Source organism: Pseudomonas sivasensis, from assembly GCF_052938085.1.
On sequence record NZ_CP176442.1, the window covers coordinates 3,319,344 to 3,341,941 of the forward strand.

Annotated in this window: 17 protein-coding genes; 7 read left to right on the top strand and 10 right to left on the bottom strand. The window is 61.1% G+C overall.

Annotated elements, in window-relative coordinates; genetic code table 11:
- The first annotated feature begins 104 nt into the window (after positions 1-104).
- On the top strand, positions 105-1,337 hold the full coding sequence (gene mhpT / locus ACKZ62_RS15345; protein WP_338104104.1) for a 3-(3-hydroxy-phenyl)propionate transporter MhpT: 1,233 nt from the start codon (positions 105-107) through the stop codon (positions 1,335-1,337).
- On the opposite strand, the gene ACKZ62_RS15350 is transcribed toward mhpT, so the two are convergent.
- The 3 genes from ACKZ62_RS15350 to ACKZ62_RS15360 form a co-directional block, all read right to left on the bottom strand.
- The gene (locus ACKZ62_RS15350; RefSeq protein ID WP_095184860.1) at positions 1,315-2,262 is read right to left on the bottom strand and encodes a SphA family protein; all 948 of its coding nucleotides are present in this window, start codon (positions 2,260-2,262) and stop codon (positions 1,315-1,317) included. The two genes, mhpT and ACKZ62_RS15350, sit on opposite strands and share 23 nt — an antisense overlap.
- An 81-nt stretch (positions 2,263-2,343) precedes the next feature.
- Positions 2,344-3,111, bottom strand: coding sequence for a coniferyl-alcohol dehydrogenase (locus ACKZ62_RS15355; RefSeq protein ID WP_122757262.1), 768 nt, complete (start codon positions 3,109-3,111; stop codon positions 2,344-2,346).
- 44 nt (positions 3,112-3,155) lie between these two features.
- A complete protein-coding gene (locus ACKZ62_RS15360; RefSeq protein ID WP_122753237.1) occupies positions 3,156-4,631 on the bottom strand; it encodes a benzaldehyde dehydrogenase in 1,476 nt (491 codons plus the stop codon).
- 269 nt (positions 4,632-4,900) lie between these two features.
- On the opposite strand from ACKZ62_RS15360, the gene ACKZ62_RS15365 reads away from it, so the two are divergent.
- Positions 4,901-6,643, top strand: a complete 1,743-nt coding sequence (locus ACKZ62_RS15365) for a sigma-54-dependent Fis family transcriptional regulator (RefSeq protein ID WP_032891343.1) — start codon at positions 4,901-4,903, stop codon at positions 6,641-6,643.
- A 95-nt stretch (positions 6,644-6,738) separates the two neighbouring features.
- Positions 6,739-7,350 carry a TetR/AcrR family transcriptional regulator gene (locus ACKZ62_RS15370; RefSeq protein WP_032891341.1) on the top strand — a complete coding sequence of 204 codons (612 nt, stop codon included), beginning with the start codon at positions 6,739-6,741 and terminating at the stop codon, positions 7,348-7,350.
- Positions 7,351-8,066: 716 nt separating this feature from the next.
- Here ACKZ62_RS15370 and ACKZ62_RS15375 read toward each other — a convergent pair.
- From ACKZ62_RS15375 to feaR, 7 genes are all read right to left on the bottom strand, one after another.
- Entirely contained in the window at positions 8,067-8,555 is a 489-nt protein-coding gene (locus tag ACKZ62_RS15375) for a DUF3237 domain-containing protein (protein ID WP_032891339.1), read from the bottom strand.
- A 44-nt stretch (positions 8,556-8,599) separates the two neighbouring features.
- Positions 8,600-9,703, bottom strand: a complete 1,104-nt coding sequence (locus tag ACKZ62_RS15380; protein WP_122753234.1) for a polyamine ABC transporter substrate-binding protein — start codon at positions 9,701-9,703, stop codon at positions 8,600-8,602.
- 39 nt (positions 9,704-9,742) lie between these two features.
- Positions 9,743-11,080 (bottom strand): alginate export family protein, encoded by a 1,338-nt coding sequence (locus ACKZ62_RS15385; RefSeq protein WP_447095481.1) that lies wholly within the window; start codon positions 11,078-11,080, stop codon positions 9,743-9,745.
- 117 nt (positions 11,081-11,197) lie between these two features.
- Positions 11,198-12,460 carry a serine hydrolase domain-containing protein gene (locus tag ACKZ62_RS15390; RefSeq protein ID WP_099602628.1) on the bottom strand — a complete coding sequence of 421 codons (1,263 nt, stop codon included), beginning with the start codon at positions 12,458-12,460 and terminating at the stop codon, positions 11,198-11,200.
- Positions 12,461-12,593: 133 nt separating this feature from the next.
- Positions 12,594-13,448, bottom strand: a complete 855-nt coding sequence (locus ACKZ62_RS15395) for a transporter (RefSeq protein ID WP_095184865.1) — start codon at positions 13,446-13,448, stop codon at positions 12,594-12,596.
- 87 nt (positions 13,449-13,535) lie between these two features.
- The gene (locus ACKZ62_RS15400) at positions 13,536-15,650 is read right to left on the bottom strand and encodes a PQQ-dependent dehydrogenase, methanol/ethanol family (RefSeq protein ID WP_447095482.1); all 2,115 of its coding nucleotides are present in this window, start codon (positions 15,648-15,650) and stop codon (positions 13,536-13,538) included.
- A 130-nt stretch (positions 15,651-15,780) separates the two neighbouring features.
- On the bottom strand, positions 15,781-16,722 hold the full coding sequence (gene feaR, locus ACKZ62_RS15405) for a transcriptional regulator FeaR (RefSeq protein WP_447095483.1): 942 nt from the start codon (positions 16,720-16,722) through the stop codon (positions 15,781-15,783).
- Between the two features lie 196 nt (positions 16,723-16,918).
- Here feaR and ACKZ62_RS15410 point away from each other — a divergent pair, with 196 nt between their 5' ends.
- From ACKZ62_RS15410 to ACKZ62_RS15425, 4 genes are all read left to right on the top strand, one after another.
- Positions 16,919-17,335, top strand: a complete 417-nt coding sequence (locus ACKZ62_RS15410) for a VOC family protein (RefSeq protein ID WP_447095484.1) — start codon at positions 16,919-16,921, stop codon at positions 17,333-17,335.
- A 223-nt stretch (positions 17,336-17,558) separates the two neighbouring features.
- Complete coding sequence (locus tag ACKZ62_RS15415) at positions 17,559-19,991, top strand: TonB-dependent receptor plug domain-containing protein (protein WP_447095485.1); 2,433 nt, start codon at positions 17,559-17,561, stop codon at positions 19,989-19,991.
- A 44-nt stretch (positions 19,992-20,035) separates the two neighbouring features.
- Entirely contained in the window at positions 20,036-21,649 is a 1,614-nt protein-coding gene (locus ACKZ62_RS15420; RefSeq protein WP_447096963.1) for an ABC transporter substrate-binding protein, read from the top strand.
- Positions 21,646-22,596: an ABC transporter permease gene (locus ACKZ62_RS15425; protein ID WP_447095486.1), complete on the top strand. Its 951-nt coding sequence runs from the start codon at positions 21,646-21,648 to the stop codon at positions 22,594-22,596. Before ACKZ62_RS15420 ends, ACKZ62_RS15425 begins: the two co-directional genes overlap by 4 nt.
- Positions 22,597-22,598 lie beyond the last annotated feature (2 nt).

Genomic DNA, 22,598 nt, shown 5'->3' on the forward strand with positions numbered 1-22,598 from the left:
GACTGGGGCCCGGTACCCTTCTTTTTATAGTTATATTTGTTATCTTAATTTCCAGCAGCCGGTCAGGCTCGCCACCACAACAAAAACAACAACGAGGTTTGCCCATGAACAGTTCATCGCGTCGTTCGACGCTGACGATCGCTTTGTGTTTTATCGTTGCGCTGATCGAGGGTTTCGATCTACAGGCGGCCGGCACCACCGCTGCCGGGCTGCGCAACAGTTTTGCCCTTGACCCGAAAATGCTCGGCTGGGTATTCAGTGTCGGGATCATCGGCCTGCTGCCGGGAGCGTTTTTTGGCGGATGGATCGCCGACCGTATCGGCCGCAAGAAAATCCTGGTGATCGCAGTGCTGCTGTTTGGGCTGTTCTCCTTGAGCACGGCATTTGTGCAGAGCTATTCAAGCCTGTTGCTGGTGCGTTTTCTCACCGGCCTGGGCCTGGGCGCCGCGTTGCCCAACCTGATTGCGCTGTGTGCCGAAGCGGTGAGCGAGCGCAACCGCGGCACCGCCATCAGTGTCATGTACTGCGGTGTACCGCTGGGGGGTGCATTGGCCGCCGTGGTGGCGATGTTTTCCAGTGAACACTGGCAGACCACCTTTATCATCGGCGGCCTGGCGCCGCTGCTGGCAGTGCCATTGATGATCCTGCTGCTGCCCGAATCCAACGCCTATCGCCAACAGGTCGATCACACGCCAGGCGCCCGCCCATCCACGGGCCAGGCGCTGTTCGGCGAGGGTCGCGCCCGCACCACCCTGGCGCTGTGGCTCAGTTACTTCTTCACCCTGACCGTGATGTACATGTTGCTTAACTGGCTGCCTTCATTGTTGCTGGAACAAGGTTTCAGCAAACCCCAGGCGGGCATGGTGCAGATGCTCTTCAATATCGGCGGCGCCCTCGGTTCACTGCTCGGTGGCGTGCTGCTGGACCGTTGCAACGCGCTCAAAGTGGTGCTGTTTGTGTACGCCGGGTTGCTGGCGGCGCTGGCCGGTGTCGGCCTGTCGGTGGGCATCGTGCCCATGGCCGTCGCGGGTTTCGCTGCCGGGTTGTTCGTGATGGCTGCCCAATTGGTGCTGTATGCCAGCGCCCCGCCCTCCTACCCCACGGCAGTGCGCGCCACCGGCGTGGGTGCGGCCGTGGCCATCGGCCGTCTGGGCTCGGTGGCCGGGCCACTGGCGGCCGGGCAACTCCTTGCGGCAGGCGCCGGTACCGCCGGCGTGCTGCTGGCTACCTCTCCCGGCGTGGTGATCGCCGCACTGACCATCATCAGCGTGATGGTGCGTGCGGCGCCACTGAACCTGCCCGGCACCTCCACGTCTAGAACTGGTGCAGCCAGTTAAGCACCAGCTTATTGCCCTGGGTGCGGTTCTGCGCCTCCTGCTCAAAGTACGCGTTCACCGACAGGACATTCTCCTTGTTGAACGCGTACACCAGGCCCGGGCCAATGGCCCAGACCTTTTCCCGCCGACCGCTCACCGCATGCCCCTCTACCTCGGTGTCTGTGATCTGCTTCAACCAATAGCCATTCAAGCCCACGCTCAACTGCTGGTCGATTGCGTATTGCAACGTCAGGTTGGCATGCAACGCCTGCCCCGCCTGGGTGTCGGAGACATCGCCAAAACTGGCCGATGGTTGGTCATTCTTGCCATTCCACAGGTACATGAAGCGCCCGCTCGCCGACCACTTCGGGTTGAACCAGTAGGTCGCCGCGTAATACGGGTTGAATGACCAGAAGTTGCTGCCAGGGTTGATCGAGCGCTTGCGATCGTAGGCACCTACCGGGATCGCCACATCGAACTCGACCCGCTGGGTCAACAGCGGGCTGCCATCGGCGCGGTTCAGGGTCGGCAGTTGCAGGAAGGGGCCGACGACCACGTCGCCAAAGCCTGCCCGCGAACTCAGTGCCGCGTTATTCAAACCATCGTCCACATCCACATGGGCCAGGGACGTGTTGATCACGGTGAATCCGGGCATCGCACCATTGGCCAGGGGTTGGCCGACGTAGATGATCTGCGTGGTCGGCGCCACCACTTCCACGTCCTGCTTGGGCAGCGCCAGCTTGTTGCCGTTGGCGTCATTGAAGCGGCTGGCGCGCGAGTACGTCAGGTATTCCTCCAGGTACCAACCGGGTCCGGCAGGCGCTGGCGAGCCATCGTAGAAACTGGTGCTGCCCAGGTTGAGTCCGGGCAGGTCGTAAGCGTGTGCAGTCGATGAAAGTGCGACAAATGTTGAGGCCGCAACGGTCCGCAAGATTGGCTTGAGCATCTTGTATGTCCTGTATTTTTGTTGTTGTTCAAGACCCCCGGCGCGGTGGATCCGCCCCGGGGTTTAACGCGATTGCAGCACCTACACGTAGGTGGCCGCCAACCCGCCGTCCACCGGCAGATTGACCCCATTGATCCATCGCGCAGCGTCCGAACAGAGGAAGGCAATCACCGACGCCACCTCATCGGCCAGGGCGGGACGCGTCATGCGCTGGCTGTCCTGGGCCACCCGTTCCGGGCCGAGCATGCTGACGAAATCCCCCAGAATCGGGGTGAACACCGGCCCCGGCGCGACGCAGTTGATGCGTACCGAATGATCGCGAAACCATCCTTGGGATTGCTGCAGGCTCCAGACGATCAGCGCCTCTTTGAAATACTGATAACAGGTGCCCTGCTCCACCGGATTGGCGGCCAGCCACTGCTGCCCGGCCCTGAAACTTTCGGTCGCCGCCAGCGCTTTGTGCAGCGCCAACCGCTGCGGCCACTGCGCACCGAGTACCGAAGCGACATTGACGATGCTGCCGCCCGCTGGCATGCGCGGCAGCAGCGCTTGAGTCAGATGGCGCAGGCCCAGGTAATTGACCTCGGCCACCGTTTGCATCGGCGCCGTACCGGGCACGCCGGCAATGTTGCACAGGGCATCGACCTGCTGCGGCAGGCGCGCCACCAGCGCATCGATGCTGGTGGGATCGCTCAAGTCGGCATGGAAAAAGCCATCAAGCGTCAACTGCGGTTCATGGCGATCGACGCCGATCACCGTGGCGCCCTGGAAGCGCGCCAATCGCGCGACTTCCGCACCTATGCCCGACGCCACGCCGGTCACGATCAAGGTTTTGCGGTACAGGTTCATGGTCAAGCCCTCTTATTGTTGTATAGGCATGCGCGAGCCGGGGCTCAGAAGGGATAGGTCGGCGGCGTGTTTTTTACGGTGACCCATTGCCACTGTGTGTACTCGTCCCAGTCGGCCGGCCCACCCACACTGCCGCCATTGCCCGAGGCGCCGCGCCCGCCGAAGGGGTTGATGCATTCGTCCGCCACGGTCTGGTCGTTGATGTGCAGCAGGCCGCAATCAAGTCGTTCGCCAATGGCCATGGCGCGCCCCACCGAGGGTGAAATGATCGCCGCCGAAAGCCCGTACTCGGTGCGGTTGGCCAATTCGATGGCCTCCTCGTCCGTGGCAAAACTGACCACCGTGGCCACTGGGCCGAACACTTCGTCCTCAAAGGCGCGCATGCCCGGACGTACGCCACTGAGCACGGTGGGCTGGTAGAACAACCGGTCGTATTCGCCGCCCGCTTCCAACCGCGCGCCGGCTTGCAGGCTGTCGCTGACTATCTCGTGCACGCGCTGCAATTGGCGTTGATTGATCAATGGGCCGAGCGCGGCCTCACCCCGGGCGGCGTTGCCCACGGTGAGCGCCCGGGCCTTTTCCACCAACTTGCGCGTCAGGCTGGCGGCGATGGATTCATGGACCAGAATCAACCCGGTCGCCATACAGATTTGCCCTTGATGCAGCCAGGCGCCCCAGGCGGCATTGCTTGCGGCCAGGTCGAGGTTGGCGTCTTCGAGAATAATCAATGGGTTCTTGCCGCCCAGTTCCAGCGCGACTTTTTTCAGGTGCCGACCGGCCACCTCGGCGACTTTGCGCCCCGCCGCCGTGGAGCCCGTAAACGCGATCATCCGTACATTGGGATCGCGGCACAGCGCCTCACCGGCCGCTGCGTCGCCGGGCAACACGTGCAGCAGGCCCTTGGGCAAGCCTGCTTCTTCGAAGAGTCGGGCAATGAGAAAACCACCGCTGACCGGCGTCTGCGGGTCAGGCTTGAGCACCACCGCATTGCCCGCCGCCAAGGCCGGCGCCACCGAGCGCAGTGACAGTATCAGCGGGAAATTGAACGGTGAAATTACCCCAACCACGCCATGGGGCTGGCGCCGAGCATAGGACAATCGCCCCGCCGCACTGGGCAGCACCACTCCGTGGGGTTGAGACAACAAGCCCGCCGCCTGATGCAGCAGCACAATCGCCTCGCGCACTTCGTGTTCGCCCTTGAACAGCGCGCCCCCGGTTTCCCGCGCGACGTACAGCGCCAGTTCGGCGAAAGACTGCTCGGCGACGTCGGCCGCCTTGCGAAACACCTCGGCGCGCTCCCGTGGACCGAGTGCGGCCCACGCCGGTTGGGCCAGGGCCGCGCTGCGACTGGCCAGGGCGACATCGGCCGGGCTGGCCATGGCGCAGCGCAGCAGCGGCTCGCCGGTGGCGGGTTCGATCACGGGGCTCACGGATCCCGAAGCGGGTATCCAATCGCCGTTAAACAGGCATTCGGACTCAAGGGCCCGCTGTAACAGGTGGGTGGTTTCAGACACTGACATGGCAACTCCCGGTTCTTGTAATTGTCATCGCCTGCACGAGTGCAAACGCCGCATTTGGCCTTGAGCAAAGGCTGTGCCGCTTGCACGTGCTGACGCAGACATAAACCGCCGAGGGCTCTGGACCGGGGCCTGACACGTGCCGCCCATTGACCACTCGCCCATCGGCCGCAAAAACCAGGGGCCTGGCACTTGTTCAATTGATAAGGTTATGTTTAGTAACTATCTGAGCAGTTACTCATATCGTTCATTCGCTTTGCAGGGGCATAACAATGACTAACCCCCACAGCGCGCCAGCCACCGCGCCCTATCATCCGCGCGGCGACAGTCGCCACCTCAGCGACAGCAGCTCGCCGACGCCTGCGGAACTGACCGACTGCCTGTTTTTTTCTCCCGAAGACGGAAGGATCTGGCTCAACGACCAACGCATGCTGCTGCTGCACAGTTCCTCGTTCGGCGCCCTGCGCAGGGAAGTCATCGAGCGTCTGGGGCTGGAGCAGGCGCGCGGTCTGTTCACCCGTACCGGCTATGCCTCCGGAGCGCGGGATGCCCGGCTGATCCGCGAGCGCTGGCCAAACGCTGATGCCGCTGCGGTGTTTCGTGCCGGGACGCACCTGCACACCCTGGAAGGCATGACCAAGGTCGAGCCGCTACATTTCAAGTTCGACGCCGACTCGGGCTTTTATGAAGGCGAGTTTCTCTGGCACCACTCCTGCGAGGCCGATGAGCATGTGGGCGCCTACGGCATCGGCCAGGACCCTGTGTGCTGGACGGAGACCGGCTACGCCATCGGTTTTGTCAGTGGTCTGTTCGGGCAACTGGTGATCTTTCGCGAAGTAGAGTGCCGAGGCATGGGCCACAGCAGTTGCCGGGTGATCGGCAAGACCGCCGAACAATGGGGTGATGTTGAGCAGGACTTGCGCTACCTGAACGTGTCCTCGACCGTCACCCACACCGCCGACGCCTGTGCGCGCCACAGCCCGGTAGACCGCCTTGCCAGCACCAGCGCGCCCCGACCTTTGGTGGGCGCCAGTGCCGCGTTCAACGCAGCAATGCAGGCCCTGCAACGCGTCGCACAGACGCCCGCCACCGTGCTGATCAGCGGGGAGTCCGGCGTGGGCAAGGAAATGTTTGCGCGCCAGTTACATCAACTCAGCCGTCGCCATGACAGCCCGTTCGTGGCGCTCAATTGCGCGGCCATCCCGGACAACCTGATCGAGGCTGAACTCTTCGGGGTTGAACGCGGCGCGTACACCGGCGCCACCCACTCACGGCCCGGGCGTTTTGAACGGGCCCAGGGCGGCACGTTGTTTCTGGATGAAATCACCAGCCTCAGCCTGGCCGGTCAAAGCAAACTGCTGCGGGCGTTGCAGGAGCGCGAGATCGAACGCGTCGGAGGCATACGCGGCATCACGGTGGATGTGCGGGTAGTGGCCGCCACCAATATCGATCTGCGCAAAGCGGTGGCTGACGGCACCTTTCGCGAAGACCTGTTCTACCGGCTGAATGTCTACCCCATCGCCCTGCCGCCGTTGCGTGAACGCCGCGATGATATCCCGCTGTTGATCAACGCGTTCCTCACCCGCTTCTGCCAGGAGTACGCCCGTACACCCGTAGGCCTGACCATGCGCGCCCTGAAAGTCCTGCTGCGCTACGACTTCGCAGGGAACGTGCGCGAACTGCAAAACCTGATCGAACGCGGCCTGATCGCCAGCGACGAAGGCCAGGCCATCGACTTGGTGCACCTGTTTCGCAACGAGCCACTGCCGGCGGATCCGTACGGCCTGGACGACCATGGCAGCCTGTCAAACACCGCACCTTTGCAGCGACCAGCACTGCTGGACACCCTTGGGCAGTTGGACCAGGGGTTTTCCATCGAGGGCCTTGAATCACGCCTGATCACCGAAGCGCTGCAACAGAACGCCGGCAACCTCGCCGCCGCCGCCAGACTCGTGGGGCTTAGCCGTGCTCAGTTTGCCTATCGGTTGAAGAAGCACCAGCGGCAACAGCCTTGAAGGGATTGCCTGAAAATGAGTGCTTTAAATGTTTTATCCGATTAAGTATTTTGCACGGGTACCGAGCCCCCTTTGAATCGTGACCAGGAGCACCCGTGACCGGACTGCGTGAACGTCAGAAAGCCGAACGCCGACAAGCCATCAGCAAGGCGGCCATCGAACTGTTTGAGCGCCAGGGTTTCCAGAACACCACCATCGAACAGATCGCTAGCCAGGCTGGCGTATCGGCGCCCACGGTGTTCAAGTATTTCGGCAACAAACAGGAAATCATTCTGGAAATCCTGCACCACGCCGATCAACGCGCGATCACCGACACTCGCCGCCTGATCCAGGAAATCGAAGATCCGGTTGACGCGCTGTGCCACCTTGAACGGCTGCTGACCGGCTACGCCCTGGAAGTCATGCACCCCAGCCTGTGGCGGGAATTGCTGCCACTGATCCTGTTCGGCGGCACCAACGAACTCCCCGCCGGCTATCGCGCGATGAACGACGCACTCAGGGCTGAGATCAGCCAACTGCTGCGCGAACTGCAACTGGCCGGCAAGCTACGCCCGCAACTGGACGTGGAAATGGCTGCGTTTTTACTGAACGATTACTCACACCTGCAACTGTTCAGACTGGTGAATCAGGAACACCCGGATATAGAAGCGCACTCCACGCAGGTCAGACGTATTACGGAGCTGGTGTTTTATGGCATGCAGGCCTGACTGAGGGGTTGCCCCCATGAGCATGGTTATCTGCACGATTCTTACAGGTTGACGCCTCACTCTGTGGTGAGCGGGCTTGTCCCGCGCTGGGGTGCGCAACGGCCTTAGAGCCGGCCGGGTTTTTGTCTCGTGTCCTCAGGTAACCGTGTGGGAGGGGGCTTGCTCCCGATGGCGGTGGGTCAGTTACAGCTCTGTTGGCTGACACACCGCCATCGGGAGCAAGCCCCCTCCCACAGTTTGATCTCCATAGATCAGACAGATAGGTCTCAGTCTGCTTTTTGCTCTGCTTTTGCTCTGCTTTTGCCCTGCTTTTGATCCGGCCCTTACATCCTTTTCGCTGACGAAGTCAGCGGTCTTTTGATCTGCGCTTTTGATCTTGATCTCAGGCGCCCCATCAAACACGCTGGCCGAACGCAGGCTTGAATCCGTGGGTAACCCGGCAGGACGCCGGGTTAGCCGCGCTGGGCCATGGATGGCCCATCGCGGCGGCCCACGGATTCAAGCCGGAGTGAGGGCACACCGAGCCTAGGCGAGGTGCCGAGTGTTGGGGCGAAGCGTTTTTGGTTACTTTTTGCGCTCTTCAAAAAGTGACCCGCTGTAAGAGCGGAACCCATAGCCGCCGTTACCCCAATAACGGATATGTACACCGACAAACCGCCATCGCGCTCGAACTCGGTACCCCGGACAGAGCCCGCACATCACTGCACCAAACGCCCTCAGTAAAACCGATAACACCGAACCACCACCTGATCAGCACTGGGGTAATGCACCAACCCAATAAAACTCGCACGCCCAAGCCAATCCAACCGCCCCTTCGGCACCTGAAACACCGGCGTGCAGGTACACCGATACTCCGTCTCGGGAATCGGCCACTGCCCCTCACGCTCCAACTGACGCCCATACTCCGTCATGTTCAGAACCCCCCGATTACGCAGATTAATCAGCTCTCCCTGATCAGTCCTGAGGCTATAGCGAGCGTCCAGTTGACCCAGCCCATCCGGGCGCAGAACAAACAAATCCTCGCCGCCCGCCAGCACCTGACCGCGAATACCTACCCCCTCGAAATCCCCCCCCACAATCGGGTAGTTGCAGCGCAAACCGTCAACACTGTCGCCCAGCATCACCCCACGCCCTATGGCCACGCGCAACGTCAGCACGCGCTGCAAATTAGGCGCAACGTCCATCAAGTCCAAATGCTCACTCATGGCACAACTCCAAACCCGGCGCGCACGCACCGGGTCGCAGGGGATCAGCGGTTGGTCTTGATGTTGGTCCAGGTGCGCGTACGGATTCGCTCGATCGCAGGCGGAATCGGCTCCAGGGCAAACAACGTCTTACGCACTTGCTCCGGCACATACATGTTGGGGTTGTCGCGGATATTGGCGTCTACCAGTGCAGTGGCGTCCTTGTTCGGGTTGGGGTAGCCGATCTTGTTGCTGATGCGGGCAATCACTTCCGGACGCAGGATGTAATTGATGAACGCATGGGCCTCGGCCACGTCGGGGGCATTGGCCGGGATCATCATCACGTCCGACCACATCGGCGCGCCTTCCTTGGGCAAGGCCATCTCGACCTTGACGCCCTTGCCGGCGGCATCCGCCAATTGCTTGGCCAGCGCGACACCACCGGACCAGCCCACGCCGACGCAGATATCACCGTTGGCCAGGTCCATGCCGTAGCGCGATGAGTTGAAATAGGTGATGTAGGGACGGATTTTCATCATCGCCGCCTGGGCCTGCGCATAGTCCTCGCGCTTCTGGCTGTTGGGGTCCAGGCCCTTGTAGTGCAAGGCGATGGGCACGATTTCGTTGCCTGCGTCGAGGAAACCCACGCCGCAAGTGGCGAGTTTGGCGAGGTTTTCTTCCTTGAAGATGATGTCCCAGGTGTCAATCTTTACGTCGGGCCCCAGGGCCTTGCGCACCTTGTCGACGTTGTAGCCGATCAGCGTGGTGCCCCACAGGTAAGGTGCGGCGTAGCGATTGCCAGTGTCACCCACTGCTTCCAGGGACTGCATGAATTGCGGGTCCAGGTGCTCCCAGTTCGGCAACTGCTTGCGATCCAGGGGCTGGACGGCACCGGCGGTGATCAGGTGCCCCAGGTTGGCAGTGCCGGGGAAGACCACGTCGTACCCGGAGTTGCCCGTCAGCAGCTTGGACTCCATGGTTTCGGCGCTGTCGAACACGTCATAAATCGGGCGAATACCGGTTTCTTCCTGGAAGCTCTTGAGCACTTCCGGCGGCAGGTATTCGATCCAGTTGTAGATCCGTACGGTCCGTTCTTCCGCCAGGCAAAAGCCACTGATCAGAAGGGAGGCGACAGTACCCAGCAAGGTGTGACGCAAAAACCTGTTCATGATTAAACACTCCAGCGCGGCCACGATGGCTCGCGGCACTTAGTAGCGATAGGTGAAATACAATTCCAGCGCGCTGAACCTCTGGTCATCGCCAAAGACTTGCTTGGCAGCGGCCAGTGGCTTGACCCAGTTGTAGGACAGCGATGTATAGAACGACGGCGTGGGCGTCCAGTCGAGGAAAACCACGCTCTCATCGGCAAAACGCCGGTCACTGACCGCCGCGCCCAGGTAGTTCTTCTCGTCCAGCCAGAACTGATAGTGAATCGTGCCGAGGGTCACGGTGTCGCTGAGGTGGGTCTTGAGCGAGAACTGCTGGACCTTTTCGTTGCTGTTGAACAGCAGGTAGTTACCGACCACGTCGCCGATAAGCCACGTGCTCCAGTCGACAAAGCCTTTGCTCAGCGGGTCCCAGGCTTTCTGGCGGTTGTCGGTGAGGTTGTCGTCACCGGAAAAACTCGCGTAGCGGTAGCCGATGATCGGTGTCAGCGGCAGCGTGCTGAAGGCATAGTCGGCCTGGCCATACCAAGCGTTGGCATCGTAGTCGGCACCCTCGCCGCTGCCGCGCTCAATGGCGTATTCGGCGTTCAGCGTCAGTGCCTGCACACCGGGCACCGTGGCGTTGAGCGCCCTGATGTTGTAGACCTGCATCCCGTCACGAAGACGCGGGAATGTGCTGCCTCTGGGCCCCAGGGCATGGACCTTCATGGCCATCGCCCCCAGGGTCACCTGGTCATCGACGTTGTAATCGAGGTTGACGCCAGTCATGCGGAAGTCGCCCAAATCGTCATCGGTGCGCAAGGTGAATGCCTGGGATTTGAGTGCGCCATGGTTCCAGGCCAGGACCGCCGAATCCTTGAATGCGGTTCGAGGGCCCAGCCAGTAGGCGGCGTCTTTGTACTGGTCGAGGTTGCCGTCCATGACGATGAACCCGGTGCCGATCATGTAGTTCTGGCGGCCTGCTGTGAAGGTCCACTCGCCGGCCCGAAAACCAGCGTAGAGCTCTTCAAACGCGGCTTTACCGTCGGAGCTGCGGGTGAAGCCGCCCGCATCGCCATCGCCGAACGTGCTGGCAGCCACCAAGGAGCCGCCCGCCAGCAGGCTGAAATCGGGCTGCAGCGCGTAGTCGAGTTTGACGCCGGGCTTGATGTAGAGCTCTTGCCAGTTGATGTTCGCGCCGCCGTTTTTACCGCTGCGTGCATCAACCTGGCCACTGCCAAAGTTAACGCCACGGGTAAACAGCGTCCCACCACCCGCCGTGAAGTTGACTTCGCCCTTGAGATTGCCGTCCTCAAAGGTGTAGCCCGCCAACGCGACGTGGGTGGTCAGGGGTAAGCCGACCGCTAAGAGCGCTCGTGAGAAACGCTTGGTGAAAACCATAAGAAGCTCCTGTGGAATTATTGTTGTTACAGGGCAGTCAATGGCGACGCAGCGCGCCGCCAACACCTGGCCGGGGCCAGGTGAATAGAACGCAAGACTCTTATTGTTGGGCGTGTGTCAGGGATTCAGGTGGGCCGCAATGGCACGCAGCATCCGCACGCTGTCGGCATCGAACGGGCCGACCGCTTCCGTCAGGGACGATTGCTTGACGATCACTACGCCGGACGGCTTGTCGATGAACAGGTACTGGCCGTGAATTCCGCCGGCCATCAGTGCCTGGCTGTGATCGTTGAACACGTACCACTGGCTGCGATAGGACGCACCCGGCGTCCAGCTGGAAAACTCGTCATTTTGCGCGTAGATCGCCGGATCGGAACCGGCGGCGATCCGGGAGACGGTCGCAGGGGACAGCAGTTCAAGCCCTTCGTGGCGTCCATTGTTGGCCAGCAGCCGACCGAAACGCGCCATGTCCCTCAAGGTGGCGCTGAAGCCTGCGCCCGCCACATTGCGTCCCCAGGCGTCGGCCATGAAGTAGCCGTCACGGTCGCAACCCAGGCGCTCCCAGATCGTCTCCAGCATCTGACTGCAAGCCTTGCCCGACGCACGTTCCATAACCCATGCCAAGGCTTCGGTGGTCGCGGTCACATAATGGAAAAATCCGCCATGGCTGCCGCGTTTCTTGAGGGATGGCAAGTACTGGTACAGGGATGCGAATTGCGCGTAAGCCGCCGGAGCCGGTTGAAAGCCGCAGGCATAACCGTACTGCGAACTCTCTGAGTTGGGATCGTCGTAGACCTCGCTGTAGTCGATGCCCACCGCCATGTCGAACAACTGACGCACCGTGGCATCGCCAAACGCACTGCCGGCCAGCTCGGGGACGTAATACGCAGCGAGCAACTCAGGTCTGAGCACGCCCTCGGTGACCAGTTGCTCACCCAACGTCCCAATCAACGACTTGGTCACCGAAAACATGATGTGTCGATCACCGGCGCGCTGTCCGTTGAAGTAACGCTCGAACAACACCGTATCGCCCTGCATCACCAGGAACCCGTCGGTCTGGCTGGCCACAAGGTGATCGATAACGCTGATGCTCAGCCCGCATTCGCTGTTGAAATACAGCGAATCCAAGGCTGTCGGGGCAACCTTGAGCGGGCTGGCAGGTGCTGCGCCCGCCTGCACGTCGATGGTGGGACGCAGTCGTGCGAGGTTGCGAAACCCCCATTGACTGAAGGGCGAACGCATCCAGTTGTCCCACGTAACGCGGCGTTCGGGCTCTGACGGGAAGCCCTGCATGAGTAAAGGTGCGAGGCGAGGCTTGGACAACGCCTCGTCAGTCTGGACATACAGGCTGGCCAATGACGGCGTGATTTTCTGACCCATGGTGTAACCCTGGAAATGACTCTGCATGCGAGCAGATGCGAAGCAATAATTAACCGGCAAATATTCTTTAGTCAATAAAAGATTTAACCGATCAAAAGCTTTTCCAGGCCAGGGGCCGCCGATCACCTTGCCGTCAGTAGAAGTACGCCACGCGAAACTGCAGCGAATTATCGATCTTCACGCCCTCGCGCACCGAGGTGTCATGCATGAGCTGCCCCATCACCTGCACTTGCTTGCCCAGCATCGTGGCGACAGTGAAACCGAGCGTGCCGTTACTGCGGCTGGTGGCGAGGGTTTCATGGTCAAGCGTCTGGCGCGCGCCCCAGTTATGTCGATACGAAATCGCGGCGTAAGTGTCCGGGGTGAAGTTGTAGCGTAAATGGTTGTGCAACTGGAATAGCGGCGCTTTTTCGGCGTCGGTGGCGCGCTGCTTGTCGTAGAACTCCGTTTCAGCGATCACGTCCCAGGTGATTTTATCGGTGAGTCCCTTGATGTAGCCGACTTGAAAGTCCAAGGCCCAGCGGTTATCGCTCAACGCAAAACCCTGGTTTTTATCGCTGCCGGTGGGTGCCGTGACGAACACTGACCAGCCCAGGTGTTCATTTCTGGCAAGGTCTGCGATGGTCCATACCGTTCCACCGAAGGTGATATCCCCCAGCCCAGAGTTTTTGCTGTCGGTGGCGCCGATCTTCTGATAACCGAAGGGGATCACAATCTGTGGATCCCAGGTCAAGCCTGTGTTGAAGAACTCGGTGAAGTGGATCAATCGCAACACGCCGACAGTCAGGTCGAGGTCGAGGTTGTCGGCGACTTTCTTGCCGCCGGAATACACCTTGTCCCCTCGCGGATTCTGCTGGTACAGCACCACCACATCGGTGCCTTGGGGCAGCGCGGTGTAGTCGCCGGGGTCGGGTTTGACATCGGCCTGGGCCAAGGGCGCCAGACTGGCAAACAATGCGCTGAACGTCAGAGTGCTAAGTATTTTCATGGCGGGTCCCGTTATTTTTATTGGAGGCAGAGCTTCGCCATGACGACTCTGTGGGGAGTCGCCAGGCTTAGGTGAAACGGATTGGAATCAGTGCGCGGTGGTGTGTCCGCCAGCCTTGAGATCGGCTTGCAGATCCTGGGTCCGCTTGACGAGGTATTGACGGATCAATTCCATGTCTTCGCGCTGAAGGATGTCAGAAAAATTCGGCATCCCTCCATTGATCAGCGCCCCGCTGAGAAAGGCGGGAAACGCCGCGTGCTTGTTGTCATCCAGGTAACGCAGGTCTGGCACCACACCGCCGCTGATAGCATTGAGGCCATGGCAACCGGCACACAATCCATTGAACAGGCCGCGCGCCTGGGTCAGTTGCTCGGGGGTTGCAGTGAGTGCCTGATGGGTCGTCGGCATGACGGGTGCAGCTTTCGGCGCAGGCAATTCCCCGTGCGCACCCAGTTTGAAGGCGATCACCCGCGACTCTGCTCGCACCTTGCCTTTGTTGGTCAATGGGCCGGTCAGCAAAGGAATGATGCCGCCCCACCCCACAGAGAACGCCACATATTGCTCGCCATTGACGGTGTAGGTGACGGGCCCGGCCATTACTCCTGAATTGGCTCGATGCTCCCATAGCGGCTTGCCGGTGTCGGCGCGGTAGGCGACGACGCGCCCATCGGCGGTGCCCTGGAACACCAGGTTACCCGCCGTGGCCAACGTGCCGCCGTTGCCGGCGCTGATGTACGGTTGCTTCCAGGCGGCTTTCTGTTTTACCGGGTCCCAGGCGATCAGTTCGCCGCTCCAGGCGTCGCGGATTTTATTCAGGATTTTCGGGTCCTCAGGCAGGTCCGGCACATCCAGGCCGAAGTTCACCACGGACTTGTTCGATAAGAACATCGGCGCCTTGGCCGCTTTCAGTTCGGCCAGGGTGTATTGGGCCGGGATGTAGACGTAACCGGTCTTGGGGCTGAACGACATCGGGTGCCAGTTGTGCCCGCCGAGGAAACTCGGCTGCACCACTTTCGGCTCCTTGGAATAGTCGGCCGCGCCGGTGAGGATCGGACGCCCGGTTTTCAGATCGATACCGCTGGCCCAGTTGACCGGGACGAAATTCTTCGCCGAGAGCAATTGCCCGTTGGTGCGATCGAGGACATAGAAAAACCCGCTCTTCGGCGCCTGCATGATCACTTTGCGCAGGCTGCCGTCGATCTTGATATCGGCCAGGATCATGTGTTGGGTCGCCGTGAAATCCCACTGGTCCTGCGGCGTGATCTGGTAGTGCCACACGTATTCGCCGGTCTCTGGGCGCAGTGCCAGAATCGACGACACGTACAGGTTGTCACCTTTGCCATTGGTGCGGAACTGGTAGTTCCAGGGTGAGCCATTGCCGGTGCCCACATAGAGAAGATCAAGCTGCGGATCGTAGGCCATGGAGTCCCAGACCGTGCCGCCACCGCCCCACTTCACCCAGCCGTCGCCATCCCAGGTTTTCATGGCCTTGGCCATGGCGGGGTTTTCCGCTGGCAGCTTGGGGTCACCCGGCACCGTATAAAAGCGCCATACCTGTTTACCGGTGTCGGCATCGTAGGCCGTAACGTAACCGCGCACGCCGAACTCGGCGCCGCCATTGCCGATCAGCACCTTGCCCTTGACGATGCGGGGCGCGCCGGTAATCGAATAGCTTTTTGTGCGATCGATAATGGTATCGACGCTCCACACCGGCTGACCATTAGCCGCATCCAGGGCGATCAAGCGTCCATCGAAACTGCCCACATAGACTTTGCCCTGCCACACCGCAACGCCCCGGTTGACCGGCCCACAACACCCCTGGCTTAGGTTTTCGGCGGGCACTTTCGGGTCGTATTTCCACAGCAAATCACCGGTGGCGGCATTGATGGCATACACGATGCTGAAGGCGCCGGTGGTGTACATCACACCATCGACCACCAGCGGCGTGGCCTCGGTGCCGCTGTCGATATCCAGCTTGGTCGTCCACGCCAAGCCCAGCTGTGCGACGTTGCCGGCATTGACGCTGTCCAGTGGGCTGTAACGCTGCTCGTCATAGGTGCGACCGTGGCTCATCCAATTGCCGGGCTCCTGGTCGGCCGCGATGATTCGCTGGCCATCGACCTGCGCCGGGCCCGCCCACACAACAGAGCAGAACGTAGCCATCAGTAAGGGAATGCCTGGCAACAGGCTGCGTGATCTCATTATTATTTTTCTCCAGCGATAAGCGGCTCGGTGTCACCCCCAGCCCAGGCAAGCTTATTAGAGGACTTGGCGCGCTGCTCGACTTGACTGACGCTGCCAAAGCGCTTGGCATTCTCTGCCAGGCGCGCACTTACGTAGCGTGCTGGCGAAAATCCCGAGGGGCGTGCTGAAAATGACGCTTGAACGCGCGGCTGAAATGCGCGGCGTCGACAAAACCCCATTTAAAGGCGATCTGAGTGATGGATTCATGGCGCAGATCCTGGCAGCGCAGATCCTGGGCCACCCGCTCCAGGCGGCGCTGCTGAATGTAGCGAGAGATGCTTTCGTGGCGCTGCTCGAACAACCGATAGAGCTGGCGGACCGAGACGTTCAACTGCCGCGCCAGATAGTCAGGGCCCAACTCAGCCTCTTGCAGGGAAGACTCAACCAGGCGGGTGGCCAAGCCATACAGATCATCATGACCCACGCAGGCAAAGGCGGGCTGCCCGTCGGTGCGTTCATCCAGGCCAGCGACAGCCAACCGGATTAATGCATGTTCCAGCGCGGGCCCATCGCTCCTGCCGCCGGAGTCACCGCTCAACGCAACGTCACCCAACGAACGCACCAGAGCGCGAATCATGTGAGTGGCGACACTGTTGCGCGCGAGCTTGCCAAACAGCGGTTGCGGGCCAAGCTGATGGCTGACTTCCTGGCGTGACAGGTGAATCGAGATATTCTGCACCAGCCCTCGCGGCTCTATGTCGAAGGCCTGGGCCGAGTCCACCAGGGCGATGTCTTCAGGCCCTAACTCAATCACCTGATTTTGCCCGCGGATGCGCTGGTGGCCGCTGCTCTGAAGAATGAGAAAACAGTGACGATCGTCATCGCCGTCACCCGAGGTGCGATGGCGGCTGATCAATCCTGCATTGGTGCGAATATGGGCCAACTCCAGGCCGCACACATCCTGACCGTGGACGCTGCCGATAAACAGTGTGTGCTGTTCGGACAGGGCTGTGCTGAAATTACCGCACACCGTACGCAAGTCGCGGTTCCAGTTGGCGAACGCCTCACGAGTGCTCAACAAGGCAGGCATATCCTCGCTCCCACAGGTTATTTATAGTTATACCGTTAACATATTATCTATTTTTTCCGGGTGCAAGCGGGCTGGGCTTGATGTGGGTGAGCAACCGGCCGCTCCAAGACCGTCGCGCTATTGCTTTTGACCTCAAATCACCCGTCACACACACTGCCCGGGAACTAAAATCAAGGCTCAAACAGGAGTGGTGGTTATGCGCAATTTTTCAATTCAACGCCTCGACCATGTGGTTCTGCGGGTGCAGAACATCGAGCGCAGCCTGGCTTTCTATACCTCGGTGCTGGGATGTGAGGTCAAAAAGCGCCGGGAAGACCTGGGCCTGATTCACCTGAGCGCTGGGGCATCCATGATCGACTTGGTGGACGTGAATGGCTCCATCGGACGCCAAGGCGGGAAGCCGGCGGGCAAGCAAGGGCACAACGTCGATCACGTTTGCCTGCGGGTCGAGCCGTTCGATGAGCAGGCCATTCTCGGCCACTTGGCTGACGCGGGTATATCCGCTGAAAAAGCCGAGATGCGCTATGGCGCAGAGGGCACAGGCTGGTCGCTCTATTTCAATGACCCGGACGGTAATCAAATCGAGTTGAAGGGCCCGGCTGTGCAGCCTTGATGCAGGCTCGGCCCCGTCGCCCCCGTGACACAACATCATAAAAATAGATGATCTTAAAAAACCACATAATGACAATATCTAATAATTAGCTTATTCCAAAAAAGACTTTCCCTCGGGTTTTTTATAGGAATATCTTCACTTCACAGACCGACCCCATACCTGGCGGAGGACGTACCCCCGACCACCAGGAGCCTGCTATCAGGCTAAATGGACCGATCTCGACATGCCAGACCTCACCTCCCCGCTGCCCCTCAAGAACTTTCACCTGTCACTGCTGACCAGTTCCCTGCTGCTCGCCACTGCGCCCTCCTTCGCCGAAGCCGCGACGGAAGACGCCCAACTCGGCACCGTCACCGTGATCTCCACCGGCCTGCGTGGCCAGGAGCGCACCATGGCCGACAGCCCGGCGCCGATCGATGTGATCAACAGCGAGCAACTGCTCAAGACCGGTCGCGCCGAGTTGTCCGAAGCGATTGCCAAATTGCTGCCGTCGTTCAACTTCGGCACCAATATCGCCGGCTACAACTCGGTGACTCGCCCACTGAGTAACCGCAGCCTCGGCCCGGCCTACACGCTGGTGCTGGTCAACGGCAAACGTCGCCACAACGGCGCCACCGGTCAGCGCGGGTCCATCGACAACAGCGGCGCGAATGCGGTGGATATCGACCTGATCCCGGTCAGCTCGGTGGACCATATTGAAGTGCTCAAAGACAGCGCTGCCGCCCAGTACGGTTCCGATGCGGTGGCCGGGGTGATCAACATCATCCTCAAGACCGGCAACAGCGGCGGGCACCTGGAAACCAGTTACGGCCAGTTATTCTCCGGCCAGGGCGAAACCATCAAGGTGGCCGGCGACCAGGGTTTCAAGCTGGGCGACGGCGGCTTTTTCCACCTCTCCGCCGATGCACGCAAACGCGGCGAAGCCTCTTGGAACGACAAGGCCGACGGCAGCGTGAGGGCCTTCAACGATCCGGCCAAGGAAGCCGCCTGGGACCGTGTGGCAATCAAGAACGGCGACCCGGACCTCAAGGCCTTCAACCTCGCCTACAACGCCGAACTGCCCCTTGAAGACCTGACCCTCTACTCGTTCTCCACCTACGGCGAGCGTGATGCCGAGGCGGCCAACTACTTCCGCCTGCCCACCGGCCGCGCCGCCGTGCCCGAGGTGTTCCCGGACGGTTACTACCCCTTGAACAACATCAAGGACCGCGACTATCAATTGCTATTCGGCGGCAAGGGCCAGGCGGCCGAATGGAACTGGGACCTGAGCACCACCTACGGGCGCAACAATGTCCACCACTCCAGCGACCTCAACATCAACCCGTCCCTGGGCACCGCCTCACCGACCAAATTCGACAACCTGGCCACCTTCCGCTTTGAGCAGTGGGTCAACAACCTGGACTTCACTCGCCGCTACGACAGTTTGTTTAACCTGACTTCGCCGGTGCAGGTGTCGGCCGGCCTGGAACATCGCTGGGAACACTTCAGCACGTTCGCCGGCGACCCCGAGGCCTATATCACCGGGACCTACCCGGCGGCATCGGGCGCTCAGGCGGCGGTGACGATTCGCCCGGAAGATGAAGTCAGCCTGATCCGCAACAACTACGCCGGCTACCTGGATTTAGGCTTTGACCTGACCGAGCGCTGGTTTCTCGACGTCGCCGGGCGTGTCGAACATTACGACGACGACTCAGGCAACACCTTCGGCCTGAAAGTGAACTCGCGCTACGAACTCACCGACAGCGTGGCCGTGCGCGGCACCGTCGGCACCGGTTTCCGTGCGCCATCCCTGACCCAGATCGGCTACACCGTGGCCGACAACCGAGTCGCCGTAGACGTGAACGGCAACGTGGTGCCTGCCGTCACCCGCCTGACCCCGTCGGGCAGCAACCTGGCCAAAGCCTTGGGTGGCGATGACCTCAAGCCGGAGAAATCACGCAACCTCGGGCTGGGCTTGACCTGGCAACCGGCACCGCGCACCAGCATCACCGCTGACGCGTACCTGATCGACATCGACGACCGTATCGCCTTGACCAGCAACATCTACGACCAAGGCAATGGCGTGATCAACGGCATCCTCACCGCCCAAGGCGTGCCATCCGGCACTTGGGTCAACTACTACACCAACGCTTTCGATACCCGCACCCGTGGCCTGGACGTGGTCGCCGACCACACCACGCCGCTGGATGCCTGGGGTGATGTGCGCTGGAGCCTGGGTTTCAACTGGAACAAAACCACTATCGAAGGCAACCGCGATACCCCGAGTGCGCTGGCCAACTCCGGCGTCACCCTGGTAGGCCGCGACCGCGAAGGCGACCTGACCGAAGCATCGCCCAAGACCAAATGGATCCTGGGCGCCAACTGGAAGGTCGAGGACCTGGCAGTGAACCTGCAAACCAGCCGCTACGGCGCGGTCAAGACCTTGGCGGTCAACCCCACGGGCGACCGCAGCTTCGGCGCCAAATGGATCACCGACCTCGACGTCAGCTACACCTTCGTCGACCAGATCACCGTGAGCATCGGCGGCACCAACATCTTCGACGTGCGCCCAGACCGGCACGCCGTCTACAGCAACCTGGGCCTGGCGCCCTACGGCAACCCGCCGTTCTACCCCGGCGGCGGCTACTGGTACACCAAGCTGGCCTACGACTTCTAAGCCAATCGCCATACGAGGGCATCCCATTGAACACCTCCAACTTGATGAGCCGTCTATTGGCCCCGTGCGCCCTGGCGCTTAGCCTGGCCGCCTGCTCGCCTTCGGGCAGTGACGCCCAGGCCGGCAAGACCCTGAACATCGCCTTTTTTGGCGACAACACCACCCTGGTCAGCGTCGACCCGTTCCAGGTCTATTGGCTGGAACACCGCGTGCTGCTGCGCAATGTCGCGGAGTCCCTTACCGACCAAGACCCGGAGACCGGCAAGATCATTCCCTGGCTGGCCAAAAGCTGGGAAGTCAGTGACGACGCGCTCACCTATACCTTCCACTTGCGCGACAACGTCACCTTCAGCAACGGCGAGCGCTTCAATGCGGTGGCGGTCAAAACCGCCTTCGACAGCAACAAGGCGTTAGCCACCGAGTTGCCGGCCACCTTTGGCGCCACCTACCTGGCGGGGTTCGACCACGCCGAAGTGGTGGATGACCTGACCGTCAAACTGGTACTGGCCAAGCCCAACGCCGGCTTCCTGCAAGCCACGTCTACCACCAACCTGTCGATCCTCGCGCCGGCCTCTTACACACTCAGCGCCAAAGAGCGCTCGTTGGGCAAGATCATCGGCACCGGGCCGTTCGTGCTGGCCAGCTACACCCCGGAAGTCGGCGCGCACCTGACCAAGCGCAAGGGTTACGCCTGGGCTTCGGCGAATATGAAGAACCAGGGCGAAGCGCACCTGGATGCGGTGGACATCAGCTACATCCCCGAGGAAAGCGTGCGCAACGGCCTGTTCCTGCAAGGCAAGGCCGACATCCTGTGGCCGCGCAACCCGTTCTCCGAGGTGGACCTGAAGCTGTTCCAGTCCAAGGGCGCCACCATCCAGAGCCGTTCGCTGCCGGGGCCGGCCCTGAACCTGTATCCCAACACCCGTGATGGGCGTGCACTGAGCGACAAGCAAGTCCGCCTGGCCCTGCAAAAGGCCATCGACCGTAAGAGCTACGCCAGCACCGTCTACAACGCCGAATTTCCGGTGGTGGACGGCATCTACGACGTCACCACGCCTTATTTCAAGAGCCAGGGTGCAAAGTTGGCCTACGACCCGGCAGGCGCGGAGCAGCTGCTGGACCAGGCCGGCTGGGCCAAGGGCGCGGACGGCTACCGCCAGAAAAACGGCAAGCGCCTGAGCCTGAGCTACAACATCACCCCATCCGAAACCGCCGGTGACGTGCTGCTCCAGGACCAACTGCGCAAGGTCGGTATCGAGGTCAAACTCAACGTGGTCACCCGTGCCGAATGGGTCGCCAACAACTCGGCCGGCAACTATGACCTGACCAGCACCTACATGACCCGCGCCGACCCGATCATCCTGCAAACCATCCTCGACCCACGCACCGCCAACAGCTCGACCCTGGCCACCAACCTCTACGAACCGACGGTGCTGAACGCTGCCAAAGACCTGTTCGATGCAGGCATCACCGCCACCCAAAGCCAACAACGCGCAGCGGCCTACGGCAACCTGCAAGACCTGCTGGTGGATGAAGGCTCGGCGTTCCCGGTGTATGAGCGCGTGTGGCAGGCCGCAACGTCGGCCAAGGTGAAAAACTTCCGCTGGACCGCCGAAGGTTTTGCGCTGCTGGGTGATATCGAGGTCGCCGCGCCATGAGTCGTTACCTGATTAGCCGGGTCGGCCAGGCGCTGCTGGTGCTTTGGGGGGCCTACAGCATCACCTACTTCATCCTCTATCTGCTGCCCGGCGACACCTTGTCGATCATGCTCAGTGCGTCCGGCATGGAAGCCGACGCGCTGTCGGTGGAAGACCTGGCCAAGGCGCGGGCCTATTACGGATTGGATAAAGGTCTGTTTGAGCAATACATCGACCTGCTGCTGGGCGCGCTGCGCGGTGACTTTGGGCAGTCATTGTCACTCAACCGCCCGGTGGCCGAGTTGCTCGCCGAGCGCCTGCCACAGACGCTGTCCCTGGCGGGGCTGGCGATTGTGCTGTCGCTGCTCGGCGGCATTGGCTTGGCGTACCTCACCGCGTATATCCGTTGGCAACCCCTGAAAAAAGCACTGGCGCGCTTGCCGTCCCTGGGCTTTTCGGTGCCGGTGTTCTGGATGGGTTTGTTACTGATCCAGGTGTTTGCGTTTGGCCTGGGTTGGTTTCCCGCGACCGGCACCCGTGGCTTCGAAAGCTTGGTGTTGCCGGCTATCACCCTGGCGATCCCAAGTGCCGCGGTGTACGCCCAAGTGCTGCAACGCAGCTTCCAGGGCGTGTGGAAAGAGGCCTATATCGTCACCGCCTACGCCAAGGGCCTGAGCCGGGGCCAGGTGCAGGCACGCCATGGGTTCAGGAATGCCGCGCTGCCCATCCTCACCCTGATCGGCCTACAGGTGGGTAATACCGTGTCCGGCGCGGTGCTGGTGGAAACCATCTTCGCCCGTTCCGGCATCGGCCGCCTGGCCCAGGAAGCCGTACTGCGCCAGGACATTCCGGTGGTGTTGGCCATCGTTGCAGTGTCGGCGGCAGCCTTCGTCCTCGTGAACCTGCTGGTGGACTTGCTGTACCCCTGGCTCGACCCGCGCATTTCCCACACGCCAAAGGTGTCCTAGAC

Bases quoted from the DNA above. Each gene is read 5' to 3' on its own strand.
- mhpT (WP_338104104.1), top strand. From the start codon at position 105: ATGAACAGTTCATCGCGTCGTTCGACGCTGACGATCGCTTTGTGTTTT.
- ACKZ62_RS15350 (WP_095184860.1), bottom strand. From the start codon at position 2,262: ATGCTCAAGCCAATCTTGCGGACCGTTGCGGCCTCAACATTTGTCGCA.
- ACKZ62_RS15355 (WP_122757262.1), bottom strand. From the start codon at position 3,111: ATGAACCTGTACCGCAAAACCTTGATCGTGACCGGCGTGGCGTCGGGC.
- ACKZ62_RS15360 (WP_122753237.1), bottom strand. From the start codon at position 4,631: ATGTCAGTGTCTGAAACCACCCACCTGTTACAGCGGGCCCTTGAGTCC.
- ACKZ62_RS15365 (WP_032891343.1), top strand. From the start codon at position 4,901: ATGACTAACCCCCACAGCGCGCCAGCCACCGCGCCCTATCATCCGCGC.
- ACKZ62_RS15375 (WP_032891339.1), bottom strand. From the start codon at position 8,555: ATGAGTGAGCATTTGGACTTGATGGACGTTGCGCCTAATTTGCAGCGC.
- ACKZ62_RS15380 (WP_122753234.1), bottom strand. From the start codon at position 9,703: ATGAACAGGTTTTTGCGTCACACCTTGCTGGGTACTGTCGCCTCCCTT.
- ACKZ62_RS15385 (WP_447095481.1), bottom strand. From the start codon at position 11,080: ATGGTTTTCACCAAGCGTTTCTCACGAGCGCTCTTAGCGGTCGGCTTA.
- ACKZ62_RS15390 (WP_099602628.1), bottom strand. From the start codon at position 12,460: ATGGGTCAGAAAATCACGCCGTCATTGGCCAGCCTGTATGTCCAGACT.
- ACKZ62_RS15395 (WP_095184865.1), bottom strand. From the start codon at position 13,448: ATGAAAATACTTAGCACTCTGACGTTCAGCGCATTGTTTGCCAGTCTG.
- ACKZ62_RS15400 (WP_447095482.1), bottom strand. From the start codon at position 15,650: ATGAGATCACGCAGCCTGTTGCCAGGCATTCCCTTACTGATGGCTACG.
- feaR (WP_447095483.1), bottom strand. From the start codon at position 16,722: ATGCCTGCCTTGTTGAGCACTCGTGAGGCGTTCGCCAACTGGAACCGC.
- ACKZ62_RS15410 (WP_447095484.1), top strand. From the start codon at position 16,919: ATGCGCAATTTTTCAATTCAACGCCTCGACCATGTGGTTCTGCGGGTG.
- ACKZ62_RS15415 (WP_447095485.1), top strand. From the start codon at position 17,559: ATGCCAGACCTCACCTCCCCGCTGCCCCTCAAGAACTTTCACCTGTCA.
- ACKZ62_RS15420 (WP_447096963.1), top strand. From the start codon at position 20,036: ATGAGCCGTCTATTGGCCCCGTGCGCCCTGGCGCTTAGCCTGGCCGCC.
- ACKZ62_RS15425 (WP_447095486.1), top strand. From the start codon at position 21,646: ATGAGTCGTTACCTGATTAGCCGGGTCGGCCAGGCGCTGCTGGTGCTT.